The organism is Nocardia flavorosea NBRC 108225, assembly GCF_001613385.1.
Taxonomy (GTDB): Bacteria; Actinomycetota; Actinomycetes; order Mycobacteriales; family Mycobacteriaceae; genus Nocardia; species Nocardia flavorosea.
Window position 1 is genome coordinate 202,178 of the sequence record NZ_BDCG01000019.1, and the last position, 25,130, is coordinate 227,307.

General features: G+C 66.7%; 23 protein-coding genes. 12 read left to right on the forward strand and 11 right to left on the reverse strand.

The window, feature by feature from the left end; translation table 11 throughout:
• Positions 1 to 113: 113 nt before the first annotated feature.
• Both NFL01S_RS26200 and NFL01S_RS26205 read left to right on the forward strand, forming a co-directional pair.
• Complete coding sequence (locus NFL01S_RS26200; RefSeq protein ID WP_062978953.1) at positions 114 to 1,151, forward strand: saccharopine dehydrogenase NADP-binding domain-containing protein; 1,038 nt, start codon at positions 114 to 116, stop codon at positions 1,149 to 1,151.
• Positions 1,148 to 2,422, forward strand: coding sequence for an SGNH/GDSL hydrolase family protein (locus NFL01S_RS26205; RefSeq protein WP_062978954.1), 1,275 nt, complete (start codon positions 1,148 to 1,150; stop codon positions 2,420 to 2,422). The genes NFL01S_RS26200 and NFL01S_RS26205 overlap by 4 nt, the downstream gene beginning before the upstream one ends.
• A gap of 14 nt (positions 2,423 to 2,436) precedes the next feature.
• Here the strand turns inward: NFL01S_RS26205 and NFL01S_RS26210 are convergent, their stop codons facing one another.
• Positions 2,437 to 3,606, reverse strand: a complete 1,170-nt coding sequence (locus tag NFL01S_RS26210) for a thiolase family protein (RefSeq protein WP_062978955.1) — start codon at positions 3,604 to 3,606, stop codon at positions 2,437 to 2,439.
• A gap of 104 nt (positions 3,607 to 3,710) precedes the next feature.
• Between NFL01S_RS26210 and NFL01S_RS26215 the strand changes: the two genes are divergently transcribed.
• Positions 3,711 to 4,208, forward strand: coding sequence for a winged helix-turn-helix transcriptional regulator (locus tag NFL01S_RS26215; RefSeq protein WP_062978956.1), 498 nt, complete (start codon positions 3,711 to 3,713; stop codon positions 4,206 to 4,208).
• A gap of 128 nt (positions 4,209 to 4,336) precedes the next feature.
• On the opposite strand, the gene NFL01S_RS26220 is transcribed toward NFL01S_RS26215, so the two are convergent.
• Positions 4,337 to 5,410, reverse strand: coding sequence for an ABC transporter ATP-binding protein (locus NFL01S_RS26220; protein ID WP_062978957.1), 1,074 nt, complete (start codon positions 5,408 to 5,410; stop codon positions 4,337 to 4,339).
• Between the two features lie 609 nt (positions 5,411 to 6,019).
• On the opposite strand from NFL01S_RS26220, the gene NFL01S_RS26225 reads away from it, so the two are divergent.
• The 3 genes from NFL01S_RS26225 (at position 6,020) to NFL01S_RS26235 (ending at position 8,854) form a co-directional block, all read left to right on the forward strand.
• Positions 6,020 to 7,441, forward strand: a complete 1,422-nt coding sequence (locus NFL01S_RS26225; RefSeq protein ID WP_062978958.1) for an ATP-binding protein — start codon at positions 6,020 to 6,022, stop codon at positions 7,439 to 7,441.
• 44 nt (positions 7,442 to 7,485) lie between these two features.
• Positions 7,486 to 8,115, forward strand: coding sequence for a SagB/ThcOx family dehydrogenase (locus NFL01S_RS26230; RefSeq protein ID WP_062978959.1), 630 nt, complete (start codon positions 7,486 to 7,488; stop codon positions 8,113 to 8,115).
• Between the two features lie 160 nt (positions 8,116 to 8,275).
• Positions 8,276 to 8,854 (forward strand): DUF4351 domain-containing protein, encoded by a 579-nt coding sequence (locus NFL01S_RS26235; protein ID WP_062978960.1) that lies wholly within the window; start codon positions 8,276 to 8,278, stop codon positions 8,852 to 8,854.
• A gap of 130 nt (positions 8,855 to 8,984) precedes the next feature.
• On the opposite strand, the gene pip is transcribed toward NFL01S_RS26235, so the two are convergent.
• From pip to NFL01S_RS26260, 5 genes are all read right to left on the reverse strand, one after another.
• Positions 8,985 to 9,956, reverse strand: coding sequence for a prolyl aminopeptidase (gene pip / locus NFL01S_RS26240; RefSeq protein ID WP_062978961.1), 972 nt, complete (start codon positions 9,954 to 9,956; stop codon positions 8,985 to 8,987).
• Positions 9,957 to 10,142: 186 nt separating this feature from the next.
• Entirely contained in the window at positions 10,143 to 11,435 is a 1,293-nt protein-coding gene (locus NFL01S_RS26245; protein WP_062978962.1) for an MFS transporter, read from the reverse strand.
• Between the two features lie 31 nt (positions 11,436 to 11,466).
• Positions 11,467 to 12,675, reverse strand: a complete 1,209-nt coding sequence (locus NFL01S_RS26250) for a CaiB/BaiF CoA transferase family protein (RefSeq protein ID WP_062979003.1) — start codon at positions 12,673 to 12,675, stop codon at positions 11,467 to 11,469.
• Positions 12,676 to 12,686: 11 nt separating this feature from the next.
• Positions 12,687 to 14,147, reverse strand: coding sequence for a dihydroorotase (locus NFL01S_RS26255; RefSeq protein WP_062978963.1), 1,461 nt, complete (start codon positions 14,145 to 14,147; stop codon positions 12,687 to 12,689).
• 78 nt (positions 14,148 to 14,225) lie between these two features.
• Positions 14,226 to 15,593 (reverse strand): FAD-dependent oxidoreductase, encoded by a 1,368-nt coding sequence (locus NFL01S_RS26260; protein WP_218019635.1) that lies wholly within the window; start codon positions 15,591 to 15,593, stop codon positions 14,226 to 14,228.
• Between the two features lie 246 nt (positions 15,594 to 15,839).
• On the opposite strand from NFL01S_RS26260, the gene NFL01S_RS26265 reads away from it, so the two are divergent.
• Genes NFL01S_RS26265 through NFL01S_RS26280 form a run of 4 tightly spaced genes read left to right on the forward strand, consistent with a single transcriptional unit; the run spans position 15,840 to position 19,786 of the window.
• A complete protein-coding gene (locus NFL01S_RS26265; protein WP_062978965.1) occupies positions 15,840 to 16,622 on the forward strand; it encodes an IclR family transcriptional regulator in 783 nt (260 codons plus the stop codon).
• On the forward strand, positions 16,619 to 17,458 hold the full coding sequence (locus tag NFL01S_RS26270; protein WP_062978966.1) for an HpcH/HpaI aldolase/citrate lyase family protein: 840 nt from the start codon (positions 16,619 to 16,621) through the stop codon (positions 17,456 to 17,458). The genes NFL01S_RS26265 and NFL01S_RS26270 overlap by 4 nt, the downstream gene beginning before the upstream one ends.
• The gene (locus tag NFL01S_RS26275) at positions 17,455 to 18,294 is read left to right on the forward strand and encodes a cyclase family protein (RefSeq protein WP_062978967.1); all 840 of its coding nucleotides are present in this window, start codon (positions 17,455 to 17,457) and stop codon (positions 18,292 to 18,294) included. The genes NFL01S_RS26270 and NFL01S_RS26275 overlap by 4 nt, the downstream gene beginning before the upstream one ends.
• A gap of 52 nt (positions 18,295 to 18,346) precedes the next feature.
• Positions 18,347 to 19,786: an MmgE/PrpD family protein gene (locus tag NFL01S_RS26280; RefSeq protein ID WP_062978968.1), complete on the forward strand. Its 1,440-nt coding sequence runs from the start codon at positions 18,347 to 18,349 to the stop codon at positions 19,784 to 19,786.
• 332 nt (positions 19,787 to 20,118) lie between these two features.
• Here NFL01S_RS26280 and NFL01S_RS26285 read toward each other — a convergent pair whose 3' ends face one another.
• The 3 genes from NFL01S_RS26285 to NFL01S_RS26295 are packed head-to-tail and all read right to left on the reverse strand — an operon-like array spanning position 20,119 to position 22,064.
• On the reverse strand, positions 20,119 to 20,880 hold the full coding sequence (locus NFL01S_RS26285; protein WP_062979004.1) for an ABC transporter permease: 762 nt from the start codon (positions 20,878 to 20,880) through the stop codon (positions 20,119 to 20,121).
• A 7-nt stretch (positions 20,881 to 20,887) separates the two neighbouring features.
• Positions 20,888 to 21,697 carry an ABC transporter ATP-binding protein gene (locus NFL01S_RS26290; RefSeq protein ID WP_062978969.1) on the reverse strand — a complete coding sequence of 270 codons (810 nt, stop codon included), beginning with the start codon at positions 21,695 to 21,697 and terminating at the stop codon, positions 20,888 to 20,890.
• A 10-nt stretch (positions 21,698 to 21,707) separates the two neighbouring features.
• Positions 21,708 to 22,064 (reverse strand): DUF1048 domain-containing protein, encoded by a 357-nt coding sequence (locus NFL01S_RS26295; RefSeq protein WP_062978970.1) that lies wholly within the window; start codon positions 22,062 to 22,064, stop codon positions 21,708 to 21,710.
• A 313-nt stretch (positions 22,065 to 22,377) separates the two neighbouring features.
• Here NFL01S_RS26295 and NFL01S_RS26300 point away from each other — a divergent pair, with 313 nt between their 5' ends.
• Entirely contained in the window at positions 22,378 to 23,172 is a 795-nt protein-coding gene (locus NFL01S_RS26300) for an LLM class F420-dependent oxidoreductase (RefSeq protein WP_062979005.1), read from the forward strand.
• 321 nt (positions 23,173 to 23,493) lie between these two features.
• On the opposite strand, the gene NFL01S_RS26305 is transcribed toward NFL01S_RS26300, so the two are convergent.
• On the reverse strand, positions 23,494 to 24,135 hold the full coding sequence (locus NFL01S_RS26305; RefSeq protein ID WP_062978971.1) for a DUF8020 domain-containing protein: 642 nt from the start codon (positions 24,133 to 24,135) through the stop codon (positions 23,494 to 23,496).
• Between the two features lie 464 nt (positions 24,136 to 24,599).
• Between NFL01S_RS26305 and NFL01S_RS34785 the strand changes: the two genes are divergently transcribed.
• Positions 24,600 to 24,896, forward strand: coding sequence for a hypothetical protein (locus NFL01S_RS34785; RefSeq protein WP_084493267.1), 297 nt, complete (start codon positions 24,600 to 24,602; stop codon positions 24,894 to 24,896).
• The last annotated feature ends 234 nt before the right edge of the window (positions 24,897 to 25,130 follow it).

The window sequence follows — 25,130 nt, forward strand, 5'->3', positions numbered from 1 at the left end:
CCCGATTGTCTGAGTGTTTTGGACATGTATATGAGCTTTTCACCCATTACTGAACTCACCTGGGATCCGTAGGTTCATCATCGAAGTCAATCGGCCCAGGACGGGAGTTCGAGATGAAAATCGCTGTATACGGCGCAACCGGCCACACCGGGGGCCACCTCACCGCAGAGCTGCTGCGCCGGGGTACCGACCCGGCCCTGGTTGGGCGGGACAGCGACCGGCTGCGGTCGCTCGCCCGGGACACCCGCTCCGAGATGCGGATCGCCACACTCGACGACCACGAAGCTCTTGTCGCGGCGTTCACCGGAGTCGACGCGGTGATCAGCAGTCTTCCGGCCTATGTGGAACACGGCGCATCGGTGCTGGCGGCCGCGATCGCCGCGGGGACGCACTATGTGGACCTCTCCGGTGAACAACTGTGGTTGAAGCGGGCCTTCGACGATTTCGGCCCGGCCGCCCGCGAAGCGGGTGTGGCGGCGGTTCCCGGGATCACCGACAGCAATCTGCCCGGCGATCTGCTTGCCAACCTCGCCGCCCGGCGAATCGACGGGCCGGCGGATATCGTGATCAGCCACCGGACCAGAAGCGGCGGCGAAGGGTCGCGAGGGAGCGCCCGGACTCTGCTGGCGAGCCTGGACTGGTTCCGCAGTGGTGGCTGGCACTATCAGGACGAGCGGCTACGGCGCGGCCCTCTCGACAGGCACACCACGATGCTGTTCCCCGGCGACACCGAGGAGACCGCGGTGACCAAATTCCCGCAACCACCGGTGCTGACAATTCCCCGGCACACCCCGGTCCGCTTCGTGAGCGGGGTCCTGGACGTGAACATCCATGCGGCCGTGGGCGCGATGACCCCCGACCTCGTCGACACGCTGCCGGAAGCGCCGTCGGCGACCGCTGATATGCGATACGACCTCGTGGTGGATGCGGTCGGCTCGGACGGCGTAACCGTGCGCGCGGTACTGAGCGGCGTCGACTCCTACCGCGACTCCGCGCTCATGGCGGTGACCGCGGCGACGGCACTTGTCGAGAACGCGACCGTGAACTCCGGGGTTCTGGCGGCCGCCGAGGCGTTCACACCCCGGGCATTCCTCGACGCGCTGGTCCCGCACGGAATCACCTGGCGCATCGAGGAGCCGGTGCGCCGATGAGTTTTCGACAGGTTCGAACCGTCGTGCTCTCGGCGCTACTGGGAGTACTGCTCACTGTCTCCGGTACGGCGTTGTACGTCGGCGCCTCCGGATCGAGCAGGTCACACGAAACCTGGCTCGACAGCTGGTCCGCGGCGCAGATACCCGCCGGTGATGTGCTCGGGCCGAATTGGTCGACCGCCGGCTTCGCCGGTCACACCATCCGCCAGACCGTGCGCCCCACCCTCGCCGGCGAATCCGTACGGATCACCCTGTCCAATCTGTTCGGTGATCGGCCGCTGCCCATCGCGTCGGCCACCATCGCACAGGCAGGCGAAGGGGCAGCCGTCCGTTCGGGCACGGTGCGCCCGCTCTCCTTCGGCGGTGCACCGGGCGCGATGATCCCGCCGGGCGCCGAACTCACCGGCGACGCCATCGATTACCCGGTCAACGCGCGGCAATCGCTCACCGTGACCCTGTATCTCGCCCGGCCCACCGGGCCCGCCACCTTCCACTATCTCGCCAACAGCACCACGTATCGGGCGATCGGCGATCACAGCGCCGATATCGATGGTGAGGCATTCAACGAATCAAGCGGGTCGTGGTACTACCTGACCGGCGTGGAGGTCGCCGGCAGGCCGAACCGCGACGGTGTGGTCGTCTTCGGCGATTCCCTCACCGATGGTGCCGGGGCATGGCCCGATATGGACAATCGCTACCCGGACGTGCTGGCCGACCGGCTTGCCGTGGCCGGCCGGCCACGCGCCGTGCTCAACACCGGCATCGGCGGCAACCGCGTCGTATCGGATTCCGCGTACGTGGGGCAGCGCGCCGCAACCCGGTTCCGCCGCGATGTGCTCGACAAAGAGGGCATCGGCACCGTGATCCTGCTCTCGGGCATCAACGATATCGGCGCAAGTGAAGTGCACGAACCGTGGATGCGCCCGAATCCCGAGGTCGGTGCCGACCAGTTGATCGCCGAATACCGCCTGCTGATCCGGATGGCGCGCGCCGACGGCCTGCGCATCGTCGGCGGCACCCTGCCGCCCTACCGGGGAGCTCTCTATTACAGCGAGCGCGGTGAACGAGTCCGGGACGCGGTCAATACCTGGATCCGCGATTCCGGTGAGTTCGACGCCGTCGTCGACTTCGAACGCGTGCTCGCCGACCCGGCGGACCCGGACGTATTGGCCGCGCGGTTCGACAGCGGAGATCACCTGCACCCCGGCCCCGCCGGGTATTCCGCGATGGCCGGCGCCGCCGTGGGCGTATTGACGGGACCAGCCGATTAGCCGGGGACGGACCTTCAGAGGCGTTCGAGGATGGTGGCGTTGGCGAGACCGCCTGCTTCGCACATGGTTTGCAGCCCATAACGAGCGCCACTGTCCTGCATGGCGTGGACCAGGGTGGTGAGCAGCCGGGCCCCGGAGGCGCCGAGCGGATGGCCGAGCGCTATCGCGCCGCCGTTGACGTTCACCCGCTCCGGGGCGGCGCCGGTATCGCGGGTCCATGCCGAGACCACGGAGGCGAAGGCCTCGTTGATCTCGATCAGATCGATATCGTCGATGGTGAGGCCGGCGCGGTCGAGTACTTTGCGGGTTGCCGGGATGACCGCGGTGAGCATGAGCAGGGGGTCGTCGCCCGCCACCGCGAAACTGTGCAGCCGGGCCAGTGGGCGCAGGCCGAGTTCGCGGGCTCGTTCACCGGTGGTGATCAGGACCGCGGCGCTCCCGTCGCTGATCTGGCTGGCGGAGGCGGCGGTGATATTCCAGCCGATCTGCGGGAAACGCTCGGCCATGGTCTCGTCGTAATAGGCCGGGCGCAGGGCGGCGAGAGTGTCCAGGGTGGATCCGGTGCGGATGCCTTCGTCGGTTTCGAGTCCGGCGATGGGGGCGAGTTCGGCGGCGAATCGCCCATTTTTGGTTGCGTGCGCCGCTTTCTCGTGACTGCCGAGCGCGAATTCGTCGAGTTCGGTACGCGAGATGCCCCATTTCGCGGCGATGAGTTCGGCGCTGATCCCCTGGGGGACCAGGCCTTCCGGATAACGCTGCGCGAAGCCGACGCCCGATATATCGTCGGCGCCCCGTGCGCTCGAGCCCATCGGGATCCGGCTCATGGATTCGACGCCGGTGGCGATCACCATGTCGTAGGCCCCGGCGATTACTCCCTGTGCCGCGAAATGCACGGCCTGCTGGCTGCTGCCACACTGCCGGTCGACCGTGGTGGCGGGTACCGATTCCGGTAAACCGGCGGCGAGGGCGGCTCGGCGGGTCATGTTCACCCCCTGCTCGCCGACCTGGCTGACGACCCCGCCGATCACGTCGTCGACCAGTGCGGGATCCACTCCGGTGCGTTCGACCAAGGTGCGCAGGCTGTGCGCCATGAGGTCCACCGGATGGACCGAGTGGAGGGCTCCGCTGGGTTTGCCCCGGCCGATCGGCGTCCGGACCGCGTCGACGATGACTGCGTCTCGCATGGTGATTCCTTCCGTCGCCAGAGGGTCGCTCTGGCTAAAGTTGTCTAAAGTCAGGGTAGGTGCTGACGTGAGCCGAGGCAAGCCAGGGTCGATAGAATGAGCGTATGGCAGCCGTGATGGAAGGCCCCCTGGCCGATCTGAACTCGTGGAAACCCGACCACTGCTCGATTGCGCTGGCGATGGACGTGATCGGAACCCGCTCGGCGATCCTCATCCTGCGCGAGGCCTATTACGGCACCACCCGTTTCGACGGATTCGCTTCCCGGGTAGGTCTCACCGACGCGGCGGTCTCCGGTCAGCTACGCAAACTCACCGAGGCGGGATTGTTCACCAAACAGCCCTACCAGGAGGAAGGGAAACGCACCCGTCACGAATACGTCCTCACACACAAGGGCCGCGATCTACTCCCGGTTGTCCTCGCCCTCATGCAATGGGGCAACACCTACCTCCAGCCCGGCCCCCCACCGCTGGACCTGGTCGAGGCATCCACCGGCGACCCGGTCCGGGTGCAGGTCCGCAGCGAGTCCGGCCGCGAGATCGGCGTCGACGAGCTGGGTGTGCGACTCAATGAGGAATGGCGGGCTACCCGGCGGCACAGGTAGGGCGGCGATCACAGAACTCGACCGCGGCGCGCTCGGCACGGCGCGGGCGAAGAGGCCGTCCTCGTGGGAGCACACGACAGAAGACCCCTCCCGAGGCCGAAGCGTCCTCGGTGAATCAGTGCTTCCGGCTAGTTCAGGCGGCGGCCATCGTCGGCGGCAAAGAAATAGATGTGATCGGAGCCCGGAGTGAGGTGTACACGGCTGCCCTTGGCCGGCGGAGTGCGCCAGTCGGTGCGCGCCACGATCGTCTCGACACCTGCGGTGTGGTCGGCGGGACGGCCGTAGATGAAGGCGTCGGAACCGAGTTCCTCGACCACGTCGACCTCGATTTCGATACCGGATTCGCCGGCGTCGAGATGTTCGGGGCGGATCCCGATCGTCACCGAGGACCCCGCCTCGTCGGCCACCGACCTCGGCAGCTGCAAGGTGTAACCACCGACCCGGACCTCACCGCCGGCCACAGGGAGCGTGAACAGGTTCATGGCCGGCGAACCCATGAAACCGGCGACGAACACGTTCGCGGGGTCACGGTAGAGGTCGCGCGGGGAGGCGCACTGCTGCAGCAGGCCGTCGCGCATGACCGCGACCCGGTCGCCCATGGTCATGGCCTCGACCTGGTCGTGAGTGACGTAGACGGTGGTGGTCGCCAGCCGGCGCTGCAACTGCGCGATCTGGGTTCGGGTCTGCACGCGCAGTTTCGCGTCCAGGTTGGACAGCGGTTCGTCCATCAGGAACACCTGCGGATCCCGCACGATCGCCCGCCCCATCGCGACCCGCTGCCGCTGACCACCGGACAGTGCCTTCGGCAGGCGGTCCAGGAACGGTTCCAGGTCGAGCAGGCGCGCCGCCTCCGACACCCGGCGCTTCTTCTCACCCTTGTCGACCTTGGCCAGCTTGAGCGCAAAACCCATGTTCTCGGCAACGGTCATATGCGGATACAGCGCATAGTTCTGGAAAACCATCGCGATATCACGGTCCTTGGGATCGGTATCGGTGACATCCCGATCGCCGATGAGGATGCGCCCGCCGGTCACCTCCTCGAGCCCGGCCAGCATCCGCAGCGAGGTCGACTTCCCGCAGCCCGACGGGCCCACCAGCACCAGGAACTCGCCGTCGGCGATCTCGAGCTGCAGTTGGTCGACAGCGGGCGTCTTGGCACCCGGGTACTGCCGGGTGGCGCGATCAAAGGTCACCGTGGCCACGGCTGTTCACTTCCCTTCACCGAGTGGAACACGCGAAGTGGAGCGAATTCGCAACATGTGCGTGGTCATGGCGTCAGAGGCTACCGCCGGTGTTCTCGGGCTCCGCATGGTCTGTAGGTTTTCGGTGCAAATCGTGCCAGCGAACCGATCCACTGTCCACCCATCCGTGCCGGTCATCCAGCCCGGGCGCGGGTCGCGGACACATCGGTACTTCCGGCGCCGGTGTGGGTGTTCCAGGCACTTGTCGACGTCTACGATCTCCCCGCCGACGTCTGGAGTGTGTTCTCGGCACGCGCCGCCGCGTCCGGGATCCCGCTGGGGTAGTACGTCCGCAAGGAGCTGATCACGCCGGCCCGCCCGACCGTCGACGGCTCGATACTCGAGATTCGCGAGGCACTCGGTGGCGAACCAGACACGGACGGTGCGCTGGCGGCGGTCGCCGCCTCGATCCGCTACGCGCGCGGCGAGTAGGCGCCTGTCCTCGGCGTGAACCCGCGCGCGGACCGAACCGGCGGTGCGCGCGGCGTTACCGCGTACGGCACAAATGGGCACCTGCGTATGACTATCATTCAAGATAGTATCATTGAAGATAGTGTCACCGGAGGTCATATGGATGGGTTTATCGGGCGACGCACTGAGCTCGCTCTGCTCGACGAACTGCTCGAACCGTTGACCCAAGGCAGTCGGTCGGGGCGGCCCGGACGGGCGGTACTGATCCGTGGCCGTCGGCGGGTGGGAAAGTCGCGGCTGGTGGAGGAGTTTCTGGAACGGGCGCAGGTGCCGTACATGTTCTTCACGGCGGTGGGCGGCTCGCGGGACGAGGATCTCGCCGGGTTCGTTTCGGAACTGGCATGCTCGGATCTTCCCGGCGCCGAGCGGGTCGCCGACTTCGCAGCGCCCAAGACGTGGCAGGCTGCCTTCGACCTCCTGGCTATTGCGCTCCCCACGGATCGGCCGAGTGTCGTCGTGCTGGATGAAATGCCGTATCTGGTACGCGAAGATCGGGCGTTCGAGGGCACGCTGCAGAAAGTGTTCGATCGGACGCTGTCGAAGCTGCCGGTGCTGCTCGTGCTCATCGGATCCGATATCGCAATGATGGAGAAGCTCAACACCTACGGTCGGCCGTTCTATCAGCGTGGTACCGAAATGGTTGTGCCGGCGATGAACCCGCGCGACGTCGCGGCCATGCTCGAGCTGACACCGGCCGATGCATTCGACGCCTACCTCGTGAGCGGCGGTTTGCCACTCATTCTCGAGGAATGGCCGCGCGGAGCCGGCCTCTGGGACTACCTCGATTACGCGTTACGCCGTCCCACCTCGGCCCTGCTGGTCAGCGCCGAACGCGCGCTGGCCGCGGAATTCCCCACCGAGGCACAGGCGCGCACAGTACTCGGCGCGATCGGTCACGGCGAGCGCACTTTCAGTCTGATCGGCCGGGCGGCCGGCGATCTGGCCCCGACCTCGCTCACCCGCTCGCTCGGGTTGCTCGCCGAGCGGCGCATGGTGGCCGCCGAGCGGCCGCTATCCGTGCGGGCCAGCCGGGAAACCCGCTATCGCATCGAAGATCCGTACCTACGGTTCTGGCTGTTCTTTCTCGGGCCCGGTATGCCCGCCATCGAACGCGGCCGCGGAGACCGGGTCCTCGAAACGATTCAGGCGGGCTGGACATCCTGGCGGGGCCGGGCTGTGGAGCCGTTGATCCGGGAGGCGCTGTGGCGTGCGGCGGACCTGTATCTGCCTGAGGGGACCGGGGCGGTCGGCGGTTACTGGACGCGGACCAACAATCCGGAAATCGATATCGTGGCCGCGGACCGGGGGCCGGTAGCCAAGCGGATCACCTGTGTGGGATCGGTGAAATGGCTCGAACGGAAGCCTTTCGACCAGCGCGATCTCGCGGCTCTCATCGTCCATAGATTGCAACTGCCGGGTGCGGATGTCGATACGCCGATGCTGGCGGTCGCACGCTCAGGAGGTTCCGTGGAAGGTGTGCGGGTATTGACGCCGGACGATCTGCTCAAGGCATGGATCTGAGGTCGTGGGTTTCGGTGGACTGCCGATCGTGGTCGACTACGAAGATGACCGATCGCGAGTACTCCTTGGTACACACCGGCGGTCGTGAGTCCGCCGGTCTGCAGACCTTGCTGCACCGGCGACGTACCATCCGGGAATTCGCATCACGTCCGATACGGCTGCACCACCTCGCAGATCTGATGTGGGCGGCGCAGGGACAGCTACCAGACGGTCGGCGGGTGACAGCATCCGCGCATCGGCTGTACCTGCTGTCGGTCACGGCTGTGGTCGGCAATGTAGCCGAATTACCCGCCGGGACATACCGTTACGACAATGCTCGCGACGGCCTTCGCATGATCTCGCCTGACGATCGGCGCCGTATGGTTGCCGATACCACAATTGCTGACCTGGCCTGGCTCCCCGAGGCCGGCGCACTGCTCATCGTCGCCGGGGATCTCTCAGCGGCGAATGCACACTTCGCAGAACAGCCGCCCGAGGGCCGGCGCGGCGAACGCTATGTGCGGTTGGAGGCCGGGCATACGGCCCAGAACGTCTATCTCCAGGCCGCCGAGTCCGGACTCGGGGCCGTACTCGTCGGTGGATTCCACGACGACCGGCTCCTGGCGGCACGCCCGCCGGTTCTTCCGGTCGGCCATCACCCCCTTTGTATAATCGCCGTCGGGCATCCGGCGTAATCATCGCTGCTTCTCGGCTGGATCAGGAATCCGGTATCGGGGTGATATCCATGCCTGCGGGTGGGGCCGGCCGCCGCAAGAAACGCCGGGACTCGTCTGTGCGTTTGTCCCCACCGCCGCCGGCTATGCCAGTCGATCCGCTTCTTCAGCGGTAGCGCGGGTGAGCGGTGGAACCGAGGGCCGTGGCACGATTGCATTGTCCGCGGACGTTCGCCGACAGCTACACCTGGTCGAGCTGGCCGGGCACCTGCCGAGGCTGAAGATCCTGCTCGACGATCTCTCGCGGGTCGATATCGCCGCGATCCGAGCCCGTGATCTCACCCCGCCGGCGCGGCTGGTGCGGGTCTTGCACAAAATCACTGCCGAGAACACGAGCCTCGGCCACGATCTGCAGCCCTTCCTCGCCGATCTGAGTGCGTTGAGTACGGATGATCTGTGGCGGGTATTCGAGTACGTTTTCCTGGAGGGTGATACCGGTCTCGAGGATCTGCAAGCCGTGTTGGATCAGCTCGGTCCGCGAGTCAAGGAGGTAGCTGTGACCACCGCAGAACGACTCCGCGCTGAAGGCCGCGCCGAGGGGGAGGCCCGGGTGCTCCTCAAACTGCTGGCCGCCAAATTTGGGACGTTGCCCGCCGCGGTGGTCGACCGGGTGCGTTCGGGGAGTACCGACGAACTGGAAGTGTGGACGCCGCGCGTGCTCACGGTGAACACTCTGAATGAGATCTTCGGTCCTGCCTGACCCGGTCGCAGTATCGCAAAGCCCGGCTGCGGAGAGTGGGTCCGCGCGCAGCGCCGGCGGGAACTCGAGTGCAAGCGCGACGCCGGGTGACGTCCGAGTGGCTCCAGCCCCAAACCGGGCGAAGACCAGGTCAGCCGGCGAATCGGTCGAGCGCGTCGATGATGGCGGTTCGCATGGCGGGGCTGCCGGTATGGCCGGAGTCGTCGATGACCTGGAGTTCGGCGTCCGGCCAGGCGCGAGCGAGTTCCCAGGCTGTGTGTAGTGGGGCGGACAGGTCGAGGCGGCCGTGGATGAGGACACCGGGTATTCCGGCGAGCCGGTGTGCATCGCGCAGCAGTCGGCCGTCGTCGAGCCAGGCGGTGTGGGCGAAATAATGGGTGCAGATGCGGACGAATGCCATCAGCGCGGCATCCGGTCGAGCGGTGTACTGGCCGGGTGCGCCGAGTGTTTCGTGGGCGATGACCGCGTCCTCCCAGGCGCACCAGTCGAGCGCGGCCTTCTCGCGTACTGCCGGGTCGGGGTCTTCCACGAGCCGCCGATACGCCTCGACGAGGTTCCCGTCCCGATATTCGGCGGGCGCACCGTCGCGAAACCGCTCCCATTCGATCGGGAGCAACAACCGTAGGCCGTTGTACAGCCAGTCGACCTCCTGCGGGCGGGTCATCGTCACGCCGACCAGCACGATCCCACTCACCCGCTCCGGGTGACGCTGCGCGTAGGCGAGGATCAGGGTGGCACCCCACGAACCGCCGTAGAGCAGCCAGCGTTCGATTCCGAGATGTTCCCGCAGGCGTTCCATATCGGCGATCAAGTGCTCGGTGGTGTTGTGCGCCATATCGGTGGCCGGATGCGAGGCGTGCGGCCGGCTCTCGCCGCAACCACGCTGGTCGAACAGCACGATCCGGAACATGTCCGGGTCGAATGTCCGGCGGCTGCCCCGGCTTCCACCGGCTCCGGGGCCGCCGTGCACGACGAGGGCGGGCCGGCCATCCGGCTTACCGCTCGTTTCCCAGTAGATTTCGTTGTTGTCACCGACGTCCAGCAGCCCGGACGCATAAGGTTCGATCTCGGGATACGGCAGTTTCGGCTGCGATGTCGGCACAGAGGTCAACGGTAGCGAAGCTCGGTGTCGCTCTCGGCTACTTCTTTCACCGGGTACGGGTCCGGCGCCGCTCTCTGGAGGGAGGCGAGAGCGGCGCCGGAGTTCGGTGCGACGGCACCGCGTGAACCCTCATCGATCACGCGGTGCCGTCTCGGCCGGCACGCGATGGGCACGCCGGTCGTGGATCTATTTCGCGGGGGCGAGTTCACCTTCCGGGTCTGTTCCGAGAGGCGCGCGTTCCGGTTCCTTGGTGAAGAAGAGCATGGCGGCAGCGCCGATCAGGCACAGGGCCGTCATGACGATGAATCCGCCGTTGTAGGTTCCGGTGCTGCCGACGATGAAGCCCATCACCGCGGGGGCGATGATGCCGGAGAGGGCGAAGCAGGCGTCCGCGAAACCGGCGGCGGTGCCGGGCTGCGAGGGCGCCGCGTCGATGGAGGCGACCCACCAGATACCGCCGGTGACGAAGCCGAAGCCGACGCCGGCCGAGATGCAGATCAGGGCGATGGTGAGGTTGCTGCCGAAGAACAGGATCGGCACGATCGAAATTCCGGCGAGCAGCAGTGCCACACCGATGATCACGAACCGGGAGCGGATGCTCTGGGTGCGTTTGTAGACGCGGTCGACGAGGACACCGCCGAGCAGCGCACCGACCACACCGGACGCCCACGGCGCCACCGAGAACGCGCCGACTTCCTTGATGGACAGGCCGAATTCGTGTTCCAGGTACTGCGGGAGCCAGTACATGAACGCCCAGAACATGAAGCCCCAGGCGAAATAGCCGAGGCCGACCAGCCACAGGTTGCGGTTGCGCAGGATCTCGCCCCAGTCGGTGCTGGATTCTTGACCGCTGTCCTCGCCGTCGGTCTGCCCGGACCGGATGTAGTCCAGTTCTTCCTTCGAAACGAACGACGCCTCGCTGGGCGAATTCTTCAGGAACGGGTAGGCGACGACCACCCACACGAGGCCGGCGACCGCGAGCACCCAGAACATGCCCTTCCAGCCGGTGAGCGCGATCAGCTGGGTGAGGATCGGACCACCGATGAGCAGGCTGCCGGAGACGGCGACACCGCCGATGAGGGCGAGTGCTTTACCTCGTTCATGTGCTGGCAGCCAGCGGCTGGCGAGCCGCGTCGCCGCCGGGAAGCAGGGAGCTTCGCCGGCGCCGAGGAGGATGCGCAACAGGATGAGGCCGATGAATCCACCGGCGAACGGGGTCAGTGCGGTGGCCGCGGCCCAGATGAACATGCCCACCATGAGCACTTTCCGGGACCCGAACCGGTCGACCAGCGGCCCGGACAGCAGGGCGAACAGCATATAGCCGATCGAGAATGCGGAACTGATGACGCCGTACTGGCCGGACGTGATCCCGAATTCGTCACGCAGATCGGTGGCTGCGAACGAGATGGCGCTGCGATCGACGTAATTCACCACCACCAGGCCCAGAATGATGGCGATTGTCCACCAACGCGATTTCATAGCGAACTCCTCGGATGAAGCAGTCGCGGGGTCAGATGACCCCGCGGGCCCGCAGGTCGTCGATGTCCTCGGGCGTGCGCCCGAGGTGGGTGAGGACCTTGTCGGTATCGGCACCGGCGGGTCGACCGGTGTGACGGATCGCACCGGGGGATCGGGTCATGCGCCACATGACGTTCTGCATGCGCATGGGGCCGAGTTCGTCGTCGCCGACAGTGGTGACCATGTCGGTGGCGACGACCTGGGGATCTTTCAGCAGATCGCTCGGCCGGTAGACCGGCGCCACGGCGGCGCCGGCTTCTTCGAAAATGCTGGTGACCTCGTCGCGGGTGCGTTCGGCGATCCAGCCGCCCACGTATTCGTCGAGGAGGTCGGCGTGTTCGGCGCGGGTGCGTCCGGTGGCGAACCATTCCTCGTCGATCACTTCGGGATGCCCGACGAGCCGCATCACCCGTTCGGCGATGGCCTGCGCGCTGGTGGAGATCGCCAGCCAGTGGTCGTCGGCGGTGCGGTACAGGTTGCGGGGGGCGTTGTTCTGCGACCTGTTCCCGGTGCGCTGCTGGTCGATGCCGAGCTGGTCGGCGTAGATCACGCCGGGCCCGACAGCGGTCATGATCGGGCTGAGCAGGTCGAGGTCGACCTCCTGGCCGGTGCCGCCGTTGCGTTCGCGTTCGAACAGCGCCATCGAGACCGCCGACGAACCGGCAACACCGGCAATGGAATCGGCGAGCCCGAAGGCGGGCAGGGTGGGCGGCCCGTCGGGCTGGCCGGTGAGGTGGGCGAAACCGCTCATCGATTCCACCAGCGTGCCGAACGCGGGACGTTTCGCGTACGGGCCGTGCTGGCCGAAACCGGTGACCCGCAACATGATCAGGCCGGGATTACGTTCGGACAGTTCGGCGTAGGAAAGACCCCAGCGTTCGAACGTGCCCGGCCGGAAGTTCTCGACCACCACATCCGCCTCGGCGGCCAGATCCCGGAAGATTGCCTGACCGTCGGGCGTGCTGAGGTTCAGGGTGACGGTCTGCTTGTTGCGGCTGACCATCTTCCACCACAGTGGAATCCCGTCCTTGTCGAGACCGTGCCCGCGCATCCCGTCCGGTTTCTGCGGATGCTCGATCTTGATGACTTCGGCGCCGAAGTCGCCCAGGATCTGCGCGGTCAGCGGTCCCGCCAGGATGGTGGAGGCATCCAGGACCTTGATACCGCGCAGCGGGCCGGTCGGCTGTTTGTCGGCAGTCAACTGCACACCTCTCAGTACGGCCGGGAGATGTATCGGCCGGTGGGTTCGCCGGTAACCGCACCGTCGGCCAGGACCCGGTTGCCACGCACGAAGGTGTCCGTGACGGCGGCGCCGAGCTCGAAACCTTCGAACGGCGTGTATTCCTGCGTGGATTCGGAATCGGCGGCGCGCACGGTCCAGGTGCGGTTGGGGTCGACGATCGCGATATCGGCGTCGACGCCTTCGGCGAGCCGGCCTTTACCGGGCAGGCCGTAGCGGTCGGCGGGGTTGGAGGCGGTGAGCTGGGCGATACGGCGCAGCGACAGTCCGCGCTTGCGGCCCTCGGTGATCAGGCCGGGCAGCAGGTATTCGGTACCGCCGAAACCGGATTTGGCGGCGAACACGTCATCGCGGTCCTCGCCGAACTTCACCTCGTCCTTGCAGCAGGCGTGGTCGGAGACGACCCAGTCGATATTGCCGGCGAGCAGATGCTCCCACAGCGCCTCAACGTCCTCACGCGGACGGATCGGCGGATTCACCTTGGCGCCCAGGCCGTTGGCGTTGTCGATATCGGTGAGCAGATGCCCGATGGTGACCTCGCGGCGGAAGTTCACGTGCGGGAACGCTTCGGCCATCTTCATGGCGGCTTTCAGCGCCTTGGCCGAACTCAAGTGCAGCAGGTTGATATTCGGCAGGCCGGTCTCGTCGGCGAGGAAGGAGGCGATGGTCACCGCGAGGCCCTCGGAATGCTGCGGGCGGGAGGCGCTGTAGGCGGCGAGACCGGTCAGCTTGCCTTCTTCTTCCACGAGCCTGGTGTAGGCGCTCATGATCTCGGCGGTTTCACAATGCAGCGACAGCGAGATGTGCGGGGCGAGTCCGGGGAACTGCTCGCGGGCCTTCTGCACCCCGCGCATCACGAACTCGAAATGCGCGATGTCGTAGCGTTCGTCCTCGGGAATCATCAGGAAATCGCTCTGCGAGGCGGAACGGCCGTGCAGGCCGTGACTGCCGTAGAACATGAAGATCTTGAACGAGGTGACGCCCTGGTCCGAGGCGAGATCACCGATCTCGCCGATGTGCTGTTTGGACATCGGCGCCAGGTGGAAGGCGTAGTCGATATAGCTGCGGCCCGCGGCGGCGTCCAGTACCTCGGGGAAGAAATCGGCGTACGCGCCGCCCTTGTTGAGGTAGTACTGGCCGGTGCGCATATAGGTGAGCGCGGTGGTCACGCCACCTTGTGCGCTGGCACGCGATTCGGTCTGCGTGTCCTCGGACAACGGATTGTAGATACCCCAGTGCTGGTGCGCGTCGACAACGCCGGGAAAGACCAGTTTGCCTGTGGCATCGACGATCTCGGCGCCTTCGGCATTCAGGTCGGGGCCGATGGCCGCGATCTTGCCGTCGATGACGAGGACATCCGCGAGCTCGCCTTCGGCGGGAGCCGTGTCCTCGGTGCGTACGACGGTGCCGTTCTTGATCAGGTAGGTGGTCATTTCTTCTCCTGGCGAATATCTGGACAGTTGTTCTGTTGTGTGGGCGGCGTGCCGGTGTTGCCGGGCAGCGGCACGCTGTCAGACAGCGACGGCGCTGCACACGTGCTCGGCGGCGAGGAAGGCCAGACCGAGTGCGGTGATGAGACCGTTGCCCGCGAGGTAACCGCCGGCGCCGTGGCCGGAGATACCGATGGCGGCGCCGCCGGAGGCGTACAGGCCGGGTATCGGGGTGCCGCCGGCGAGTACTCGTGCGTGCTCGTCGACGACGAGACCGCCCTGGGTGTGGAAGAGGGCGGGGGTGATGGCTATCGCGATGTAGGGCGCGGTCAGCGGATGGCGGGCGTCGGTGCGGCCCTGCCGGTCGGGTTCGGCCCCGGCGGCGGCGCGGTGGGCCGCGGCGAGTTCGTCGTCGAGTGCGGCGGCGGGCACTCCGATGCTCTCGGCCAGCCCGGTCGCGGTGGCGGATCGGATCAGCGATCCGCTTTCGGCGACGGTGCGGAAATCGTCGAATACCGAGCAGAGTTCCTCGATGTGCTCGTCGATGACGATCCAGCCGGTACCGCCGGGCCGGCCGGCGAGAATGGCGGCGAACTCGGAGTAGCCGGTGGTTTCCGGGGCGAAGCGGCGACCGGTGCGGTCGACGATGACGCCGCCGTGCACGACTGTCGCCCAGCCGATGAGCGTCTGGCTGCGCGACGACAGCGCGGCATGTCCTTGGTAGGCGTCGAGGAAGGCGCTGTCGGCACCCAGTGCGGCGCCGATCCGCAGCGCGTCACCGCGGCTGAACTGGCCGCCGTGATAGTGGGCGCCGGCGATTTCGGGCAGGTGGTGGCGGACGAGATCGCGATCGGCGCCGAACCCGTTCGTCGCCAGTAGGACGGCTCGGGTGGTCAGGTGTTCACTGTTGCCGTCGGGGGTGGCGATCTCGACCCCGGTGACCCGCCCGCCGCTGGTGTGTACGTTACGCAGGCTCATGGGCGCGATGAGCTCGATCCGGGGATGTGCCTGCGCCCGCTGCACCAGGTGCCGTAGCAGCCGGGAGCCGTGGCGTCCGGGGATGCTGTGGCAGCGGTCGGCAGTGTGGCCGGGGTAGCGGAAATCGGTGACCAGTTCGAGTTCGAGTTCCTGGTTGTCGGCCAGCCAGGTGACCAGCTGTGCGCTGGTCTCGGCGAGTGCGCGGGCCACGCGGCGGTCGGCGGTGCCACCGGTCTTACGGGCGATGTCGTCGAGGAAACGGTCCGGGTCGTCCTGAACTCCGGCCGCTTCCTGCCAGCGGGTTCCGGCAGCCGGGATCATCGCGGTGCACATCGAGGTGTTGTTACCGCGCTGGAAGTGCTCGTCGGCGTCGATCACCAGGACATTCGCACCGAGCTCGGCGGCGCGCAGCGCAGCGACCAGTCCGCCGCCTGCACCGGCGACGACGAGATCGAAATCCAGACCGTCCACGCTTCCTCCAATCATGTTCCGGCTAGCGGAACGCAAGAATGTGGTCCCCTGCACTATGCACGTTCGGCATTCTGTGCACAAGTGCCTGTTGAACGGATTTACTCGCCGGAAACTCGGCCTGCGGTGACAAAAAGCGGCTAGACAATCGTTTCGCTAAGCGGTACAACTTGTTCAGCGCTTGGTCGGCCTCGTCCCATGCGGCGGGGCCGGCGGAACACGAATCCACCCCGGAGAACGGAGCCAACGATGGAGCCCACGAGTGGCGGCACCACATCCGCCGCACGGGCAGCGGAGGTACTGCTCGAGTTCGGCCGGCGGTCCAGCGCACTCGGCGTCTCGGAGATCGCCCGCTCGACCGGTATCTCCAAGGCCGTCGCGCACCGCATCCTCACGACGTTCGTGGAATGCGGCTTGCTGCTCTACGAACCCGAAACCCGCCGTTACCTGCTGGGCCCGGCCGCCGCGACCCTGGGCGCCCGGGCTCTGGACGTCTCCCCGCTGCGCCGGATGGCCCGGGAGGCGCTCGTCGAACTCCAGCGCGCCACCGGCGAGACCGCCACAGTGACCGGACGCCTGCCGGGCGGGCGCGTGTACCTCGATCAAGTCGAGAGCACCCAGGAAATCAAGATGACCGTGGAACTCGGCCGCCGCTTCGAACTGCACAGCGGCTCGTCGGGGCGAATCATCCTGGCGCATCTCTCGGAGGCCGAGCAGGAAGATCTGCTGTCCCGGCCGCTGCCGCGACTCACCGATAGCACCATCATCGACCCGGATGCCCTACGTGCCGCCCTGCATCGAGCCCGGGAACGCGGGGTGTGCCGGTCGACCGGCGAACGGCAGGAAGGCGCCGGCTCGATCGCGGCGCCGGTGTTCGGCGCCGACGGCGCGGTGATCGGCTCGGTTTCGGTCTGCGGACCGAGCTACCGGATGACCGAGGAAGCCTGCGACCGGCACGAGGACGCGCTGCGTGATGCGGCCCAGCGGGTATCGCGCGCCCTCGGCCACCGGTCGGCGGTGTCGGCGAAATGACCCCGCGCAGCTGGCTATACGTGCCGGGACACCGCGCGGACCGGATCCGCAAGGCCATCGAGAGCGCCGCCGACGCCGTGGTGATCGACCTCGAGGACGCGGTCCCGGTCGGCGCGAAGGACCAGGCGCTCGCCAACGCGCTCGACGCACTGTGGGCGGCCCCGCCGGAACGGCAGGTGTGGTTGCGGCTCAACGCGCTCGGGTCGGAATGGCTCGACCGCGAACTGGCCGCACTCGCCGGTGGGCCCGACCCGGCCGGGGTACGGCTGCCGAAATCCGATGACCCCGACTCGGTGGCCGCCACCGCGGAACGACTCCGCTGCCCCGTACACGCCACCATCGAATCCGCCGCGGGCTTGCTCGCCGCCCCGCAGATCGCCCGCTGCCACCCGCGGGTCACCGGGATCGCGCTGGGTGAAGCGGATCTCGCCGCCGATCTGCGCGCCGAGCCCGAAGGGCTGGTCTGGGCGCGCGGCTGGATCGTCACCGCGGCCCGGGCTGCCGGACTGTCCTCACCGGTGCAGAGCGTGTGGACGGCTGTGGATGATCCGGCAGGCCTGGCCGAAACCTCGCGGGCCGGTCGCGCCCAGGGGTTCTTCGGCCGTTCCGTCATCCACCCGAATCAGATCGACATCGTCAATACGGCCTATACGCCGACGGCAGAGGAACAGGACCGGGCGCGCCGGATCGTCGACCGCGCGGCCGCGTCCATGGCGGCGGGCGAATCCGCGGTTCTGGACGAGAACGGCAGATTCATCGACCCCGCCGTGGTCGCCAATGCCCGCGTGGTCCTCGATCGAGCGCAGGCCACAGCAGCACGAGGAGTGAAAGCATGACCGAACAAACCGTCACCGCGGGCCCCGACACCCTGTTGAACGCCGTGGTGGGCAGCGATCTCGAGGTGGTCGAGCTCGGGCATCCGTATACGACCGGTATGCCGTGTTCGCCCAACCACCCCGGTTTCCGGATGACCCTCATCCGCCGGCACGGCGATATGGTCCGCCCCGACGGCGGCTCGGCCTCCAACGAGATCATCGTGACCGGCGGTCACGTGGGCACCCATGTGGACGCCCTCTCGCATGTCAGTCACTGCGGCAAACTGCACGGCGATATCGACGCCGAGGAAGCGCAGCGCGGCGGCCGCCACTCCAAGCACGGTGCAGAGAACATCCCGTTCATGCTTTGCCGCGGGCTCCTGCTCGATGTGCCGCGGGTACGCGGTGTCGAGGCCCTCGAAGCCGGCCAAGCCGTCACCGAACAGGACCTGCGCGATGCCGCCGATGCTGCCGGCGTGACTCCCCGTCGCGGCGATGTCGTGCTCATCCGCACCGGCTGGGCCCGCCACTTCGACGACGCCCAGCGCTATCTCGGCCAGCAGGACGGTGTGCCCGGCGCCGAGGTCGGTGCCGGGCAGTGGCTGGCGGACGCGGGAATCGTGGCGGCGGGCGCGGATACCACCGCATTCGAACACATTCCGCCGGGTAAGGGCCACAGTGTACTGCCAGTGCACCGAATCCTTCTGGTGGACAACGGTATCCACATCATCGAACACCTGAACCTGGAAGCCGCGAGCGCCCGGGGGCTCACCGAGTTCACCTTCGTGATGGCGCCGCTGCGGATCACCGGCGGCACCGGTTCGCCCGTGCGCCCGGTCGCGGTCGTCGCCAAATGAGCGGATCGGGCCGGGAAGCGGCAGCGAAACGTAACCACGGAGGGATCCTGTAATGCCTGATCAGCCCGGCGCGAACACTCGCCACGATTTCGAGAACACCGTTGTCGGCCGCCTCGCGGCCCTGGCCGCACGGACCCGCACCGAAGGGCTCCCGGGCGACCTCCGCACCGACGTGGCCCGCCGCGTCCTCGACGTTCTCGGCAACTCCCTCGCGGCACACGACCAGCCCTCGGCCCGGGCAGTCACCGCAGTGGCCCGCGATTGGGCAGGCGCTGCCCGCGCCACCGGTATCGGCACCGGCGAACAATTCCCCGCCGCCACCGCTGCCCTGGTCAACGGCACCCTCGCCCATTCGATGGATTCCGACGACACGCACCTTCCGTCGGTGCTGCACCCCTCGGCGTCGGTGGTCCCCGCCGCCCTTGCGGTCGGTGAGGCGACCGGTGCCACGGGCGCTGCCGTCCTCGACGCCGCGGGAGTGGGCATCGAGATCGCGGTACGTCTCGGTATGGGCGGTTACGACGAGGAACTCGGTAATTCGGAGTTCTTCGAACGTGGCCAGCACGCCACGTCCATCTGCGGGGCCGTCGGTTCGGCGGGCGCCGCGGCAATGCTGTACGGGCTGGACGCCGAGGGTATCGCCGACGCCATGGGTATCGCTGCAAGTTTCGGCGCCGGGCTGCTCGAGGCCAACCGGACCGGTGGCACCGTCAAACGCGCGCATTGCGGGTGGGCGGCGCATTCCGGTGTCACGGCCGCGGAATTCGCCCGGCACGGACTCACCGGCCCGCCCACGGTGATCGAGGGCCGGTTCGGTTTCCTGCACGCCTTCTGCGGCGACCGCGCCGATACCGCCAAGGTCCTCGACCGGCTCGGCGAACACTGGGAACTGCCGGGAATCTTCTTCAAGCCCTACCCGTGCAACCACTTCACCCACGCCGGTATCGATGCGGCCCGGATCCTGCGCCGCGACGGAATCGACCCTGCCGAGATCGTGGCGATCGAACTCGGTGTGCCGAAACCGGTGCTGCGTACCATCGCCGAACCGCCCGCGGCCAAGGCCGCCCCCGAATCGGGGTACCACGCTGCGTTCTCCGGCCCGTTCACCGTGGCCCGCGCGTTGCTGGGCGGTTCGGGTCTCGGTGTGGGGCATGCGGATTTCACCGACGAAGCCGCCGCGGATCCACGCACGCTGGAACTCGCGCGATTGGTCACCAGTCACAGCGACGACCGGTGCGACGAAATCTATCCGCACCAGTTCCCGGCGGTGTTGCGAGTGCGTACTCGCGACGGCGCCTGGCACCAGGCCCGTGTGGACCACAACCGCGGTGGTCCGGCGAATCCGCTCTCCGACGACGAACTCACCATGAAGTTCGACCTCAACGTCGAGGGCCGGCTGGAACCGGACGCGGCCCGTGCGGTTGCCGGTTACGCCCTCGCGCTCCCCGTCGCGGATTCACTGGAAACACTGATGGCGGCTGTGCGCGCCTGAACCCGCCGGCGCATCGTCGACGGACCGTGCCGCACCCGGGGCGGTACGGTCCGTCGCTCTCAGCGGTCGAGGAACTCCAGCAATCGAATTTCCGCAGACCCCGAGTGGCCTTCGTTCCGGGGCGGTCGGCACTGCAAAACCCCTCGGAAGTACTTTTCGGAATTGCGAACGCCCGGTGAGGATTCCGGTCGCGATCTCTTCGTCAACCGTATCCGGCACCGCCATACGGCGCCCAACAGTGGAATCCGGCCGGTGGATCTCCCCGGCCGGATTCCGTGTCCGCTTGTTCAGTACCAGCCGGGAAGTAGGCGGTCCCGGCCCACTGCGACCGTTCAGGAAATCTTGCGACGGTAAACGCTCATGGCGAACAGGTAGGCGACCACGAGGATTCCCACACACCAGGCCAATGCGATCCAGATATCGCTGCCGACCGGCTGTTGGGTGAGCAGGTCGCGGATGGTGTCGATGATCGCGGTCACAGGCTGGTTCTCGGCGAATGCCCGTAGCGGTCCGGGCATGGTTTCGGTAGGTACGAAGGCCGAGCTGATGAAGGGCAGGAAGATCAGGGGGTAGGAGAACGCACTGGCACCGTCGGGTGACTTGGCAGTGAGGCCGGGAATGACCGCGATCCAGGTCAGCGCGAGGGTGAACAGCATCAAGATGCCCGCGACCGCGAGCCAGGCCGGTATCCCGGCACTCGACCGGAACCCCATGAGCAGGGCGACGAGCACGACGACCACCACCGAGACCAGGTTTGCGACGAGCGAGGTCAACACGTGCGCCCAGAGCACCGCGGAGCGCGCGATCGGCATGGACTGGAAGCGTTCGAAGATACCGCTCTGCATATCGAGGAACAGACGGAATGCGGTGTACGAGATACCCGAGGCGATGGTGATGAGCAGAATGCCGGGCAGCAGATACTGCACGTAGGAATCCGATCCGGAGTCGATCGCGCCGCCGAAAACATAGACGAACAGCAGCAGGAAGGCGATCGGCATGATCGTGGTCGTGATGATGGTGTCCATGCTGCGGGTGATATGGCGCAGGGAGCGTCCCAGCAGCAGTGTGGTGTCGGGGAAGAAATGCGTGGTCATCATGGTCCTAGTTCGTCCGTGCCGGGTTGCGGCCGGTGCCGGTGGGGTCGTTGTCGCCGGCATCACCGACGAGTGCGAAGAAGATGTCTTCGAGGCTGGGCTGCTTCTCGACGTATTCGACCTCGGCGGGAGGCAGCAGCTGCTTCAGTTCGGCGAGGGTGCCGTCGACGATGATCCGTCCCTTGTGCAGGATCGCGATCCGGTCGGCGAGTTGCTCTGCCTCCTCCAGGTATTGGGTTGTGAGCAGCACCGTTGTCCCCTGCCCGGCGAGCTCGGCCACCGCCTGCCACACCTCGACGCGGCTCTGGGGATCGAGTCCGGTGGTCGGCTCGTCGAGGAAGACGACCGGTGGATTCCCGATGAGGCTCATGGCGATATCGAGGCGACGACGCATACCGCCGGAGTAGGTCGAGACTTTCCGGCCGGCCGCATCGGTGAGCGAGAACCGCTCGAGCAGGTTGTCGGCGATCTGCTCGGCGTCCTGCAGATGCCGGAGTTTCGCGATGAGTACGAGATTTTCCCGGCCGCTGAGGATTTCGTCCACGGCGGCGAACTGGCCGGTGAGGCTGATGGACTCACGCACGTCGCCCGGTTGCGCGGCGACGTCGAAGCCGTTGACCCAGGCTGCCCCTGAGTTGGCTTTCAACAGTGTGGACAGAATCTTCACCAGGGTGGTCTTGCCGGCCCCGTTCGATCCGAGGAGGGCGAAAATACTGCCTCGCTCGACTTCGAAGTCCACGCCACGCAGTACTTCCAGCTTGTTGTAGGACTTTTCCAGGCCTTGTACGTGGATCGCCGGAGCTTGGTGTGTGGTCATCGAATTGCCTCTACTTCCCAGCGCCGGCGGCGCGTTCGATGGCGCTGGTCAGCCGCGCCTGTTCCCGGCCGATCCACGAGTCCTCGGGATAGTTCCGCGCGAACTTCTCGATGAACTCCACGGGGTCCGCGCCGACGATCTCGCGGACCGGAGTCCCCTCGGCCGCGCTCCGCTCGAAGACTTCGGTCAGATCCTCGAAAATCGAGACGCCGCCTACTCGGCCGGTGTGCAGCAGGTATCGCTCGAAGCCTGCGACCGCTGTGCGTTGACTCCCGGGTAGTTGCGCCGCCCTGGTCTTGTACTGCCGCCACCGCCGTTTGTCGCCGAGATCTCCGACCACTTTCGCGGTGATGTTCGAGATATCCATGACTGCCTGCCTTCCGTTGCGCCACCTCGCGACCGAGCTGACTATAAGTAGATGTATACGTACATCGCGTGAGGTAACTATAAGTAGACATATACGTACACGCAAGGGTCGGATTGGACGGCTGTGTCCCGGGGGTGGAAATCCAGGTGCTCGCGCTGGTGCCGAGCCCGCACGTCGTGGCCGCGCCCGGCGACGTAGCGAACGGATCGCCGAGGCTGCCGCTCTGCGCCCACGGCGAACAAACCGGCTGGGGCGCCGCCCCGCCGGTAGCCTCGGGTCCGGGAGATCAACCCGACTACGAGGAGTCATGCAGATGAGCCGACCGGTTCGGATCGGAATTCAACTCCAGCCCCAGCACGCTCCCGATTACGGCCTCATTCGCGACGCAGTGTTGCGCGCCGAGGATGCCGGCGTGGATATCGTGTTCAACTGGGACCACTTCTATCCCCTGTACGGCGACCCCGACGGCGCCCACTTCGAATGCTGGACCATGCTCGGTGCGTTCGCCGAGCAGACCGAACGGGTGGAGATCGGCGCGCTGGTCACCGGCGGCGGCTATCGCAATCCCGATCTGCTCGCCGATATGGCCCGCACCGTCGATCAGATCAGCGGCGGCCGGCTCATCCTGGGTATCGGTTCGGGCTGGTTTCAGCGCGATTACGACGAATACGGCTACGACTTCGGTACCGCGGGCAGTCGCCTGGACCTACTGAAGGAATACCTGCCCCGGATCACCGGTCGGCTGGAGAAACTGAACCCGCAACCGGTCCGTGAGATCCCGATTCTCATCGGCGGCGGTGGGGAGAAGAAGACGCTGCGACTGGTCGCCGAGTACGCTCAAATCTGGCACAGCTTCGGTGAACTCGACGTATTCACCCACAAGAGCCAGATCCTGGAGGAGCATTGCGCCCGAGTGGATACCGAGCCGGCGAAGATCGAACGGTCGGTGGCCTGGCCCGGCGTCGAAGCGGCACCCGCCTACCACGCCGCGGGGGCGACCCTGTTCACCGTGGGTATCAACGGCCCGGACTACGACCTGACCCAGGTCCGGGAGGCGGTTACCTGGCGGGACCGGGTCAACCCGGAACCGGTCAGCGGTATCGCCTGACGACGCCGCTGCGTTCCGATATTCCGTGCCTGCGTGGCACGCGGGCACGGACCGAGTCGGCTCGGCGGCCGATGGAACCGGAGGCCCGGGGTGCGAACGTCCAACTTTCTGTCAAGCAAGGGAAACGGCCTGAGTGACCGCTGCGCAATCGGATCCGCCCGGATCGGGCGGGGTGGGATATGACAGTGGTTCGTTCGGGAGAACCGGCATCGCCGGGTATCCGGGCGGCGCGAAGCTACAGCCACCGCCGAGTGGCCACGCCCTGAACTACCGGGCGTGGCCGCGCAGTCGCCGATGGCGATAACGAACTATCCCCGGCGTCTACTTCTCGGCCCACCGAGTGGTGCCCGGCGGCGCGGTCAAAGTGTTGACCAGGTCTACCGCGGCGATGATCAGGGTCGGGCCGCCGACGACGATCGTGCCGATCACGCCGCCGAGGGCCGCGCCGGTGACGATCCCGGCGGGAATTGCGGGTATTCCGACGCCGCTTCCTGCGGTGATGAGTAGTCCGGCAACAGCACCGACAACCGTCCCGATGAATCCGCCGATGGCGGAGGCGAGACCTATCTGGGAGGTGAGATTGTCCTGGGCCGCGAGGTTCTCCTGCGGGGAAGCCACCGGTTCGGCGGCCGGCCGCGCCGCCGCCGGATCCTTGACCGCGGTGAGCTCCAGGACCCGGCCCTCGTCCCGGACCGCGTGCGGTAGCGGGTACTCGGTGCTGCCCTCACGGACCGACAGCGGCAGGGTCATCACGGTGGCGCCGGATTCGTCGACGATATCGACGGTTTCTCCCGCTACCTCGAAGGTGCCGTGCGTGAGAGTGGTGACAACGGTTTTGCCCACCAGTTCGGTGCGGTAACCGATATCGGGCGCGGCGGTCGGTGCCGCTTGAGCGGTTGCCGCGCCGAAGGTCGCGGTGGCTATGAGCGGCACGACGGCCGCGGCAATCTTGCGGATCCTCATTGGTTCACATGTCCGATCTGATCACGGTGTCGCCAAGGGCGGTTTACCGTCGGGACAGCCGTGCCGACCGAGTTCCGCCGGACCGAAACGGCTGGGCCCCGGCGGTTTCGAACATTTGAGACACTACGCCGACGAGGGCGCAAGTGCGACATCTTTTAACGGAATTTCTTCCGGGAAAGTTTAAAGATGGGATGAATGGGCTATTCGAGAGCGCCGTCCCGCCCGAGCCGGCCGGTCGGTGAAGTTCGCCGACTGTGGTGGATGCCTATGCGACAGTCTTTCCTGCCCCCGGAAAACGACCGCTGCTGCCCGCCTGCGGGCGCGGAATCGGTCTCCGTATGCGTGTCGCTCGCGCCCCGGGGTGGAAGATCGGCGAATATGTGGCTATCTGCACTGATGCGCACTTGATAATGTAACTGTGTGCGTAGTTCCAGCTGACCGTTTCGAGGAAAGAAGGAACACCTATGACAACGGCGCATGCACAGCACACCGAACACGAGCACGAACACGGACCGGATTGCGGGCATGTCGCGGTCCCGCACGGCGACCATGTGGATTACGTCCACGACGGTCACCTGCACCGCGAACATGCCGGCCACTACGACGAATGTGAGCCCGCGGCGCATACCGAACACGGCAGCCACGACCATGTGCACGGTGAGGGCTGCGGCCATGTGGCTGTCCCGCACGGCGACCATGTCGACTACATCCACGACGGCCACCGCCATGCCCCCCACGACGGACACTACGACGAACACTGACCCTGGAGAATCCGCGAGCAGACCCCGGCCCGGAGGGAAAGCGATAGGGCGCACGGCGCCGCGACCGGTGTAAGCGCCGCCGGTCACGGCTCGGCCGCAGACAGCTGTCACCGGGCCTTTCCGGAACCGGTCAACACGATCGCTGTTGCGGGCCCGTGGGTGCTTGTTCGCCGGGCCGCACCGGCGTCACGGTCCACGGCATTCCGGTCCGGTAACGCCTCTCCCGTCCCGATG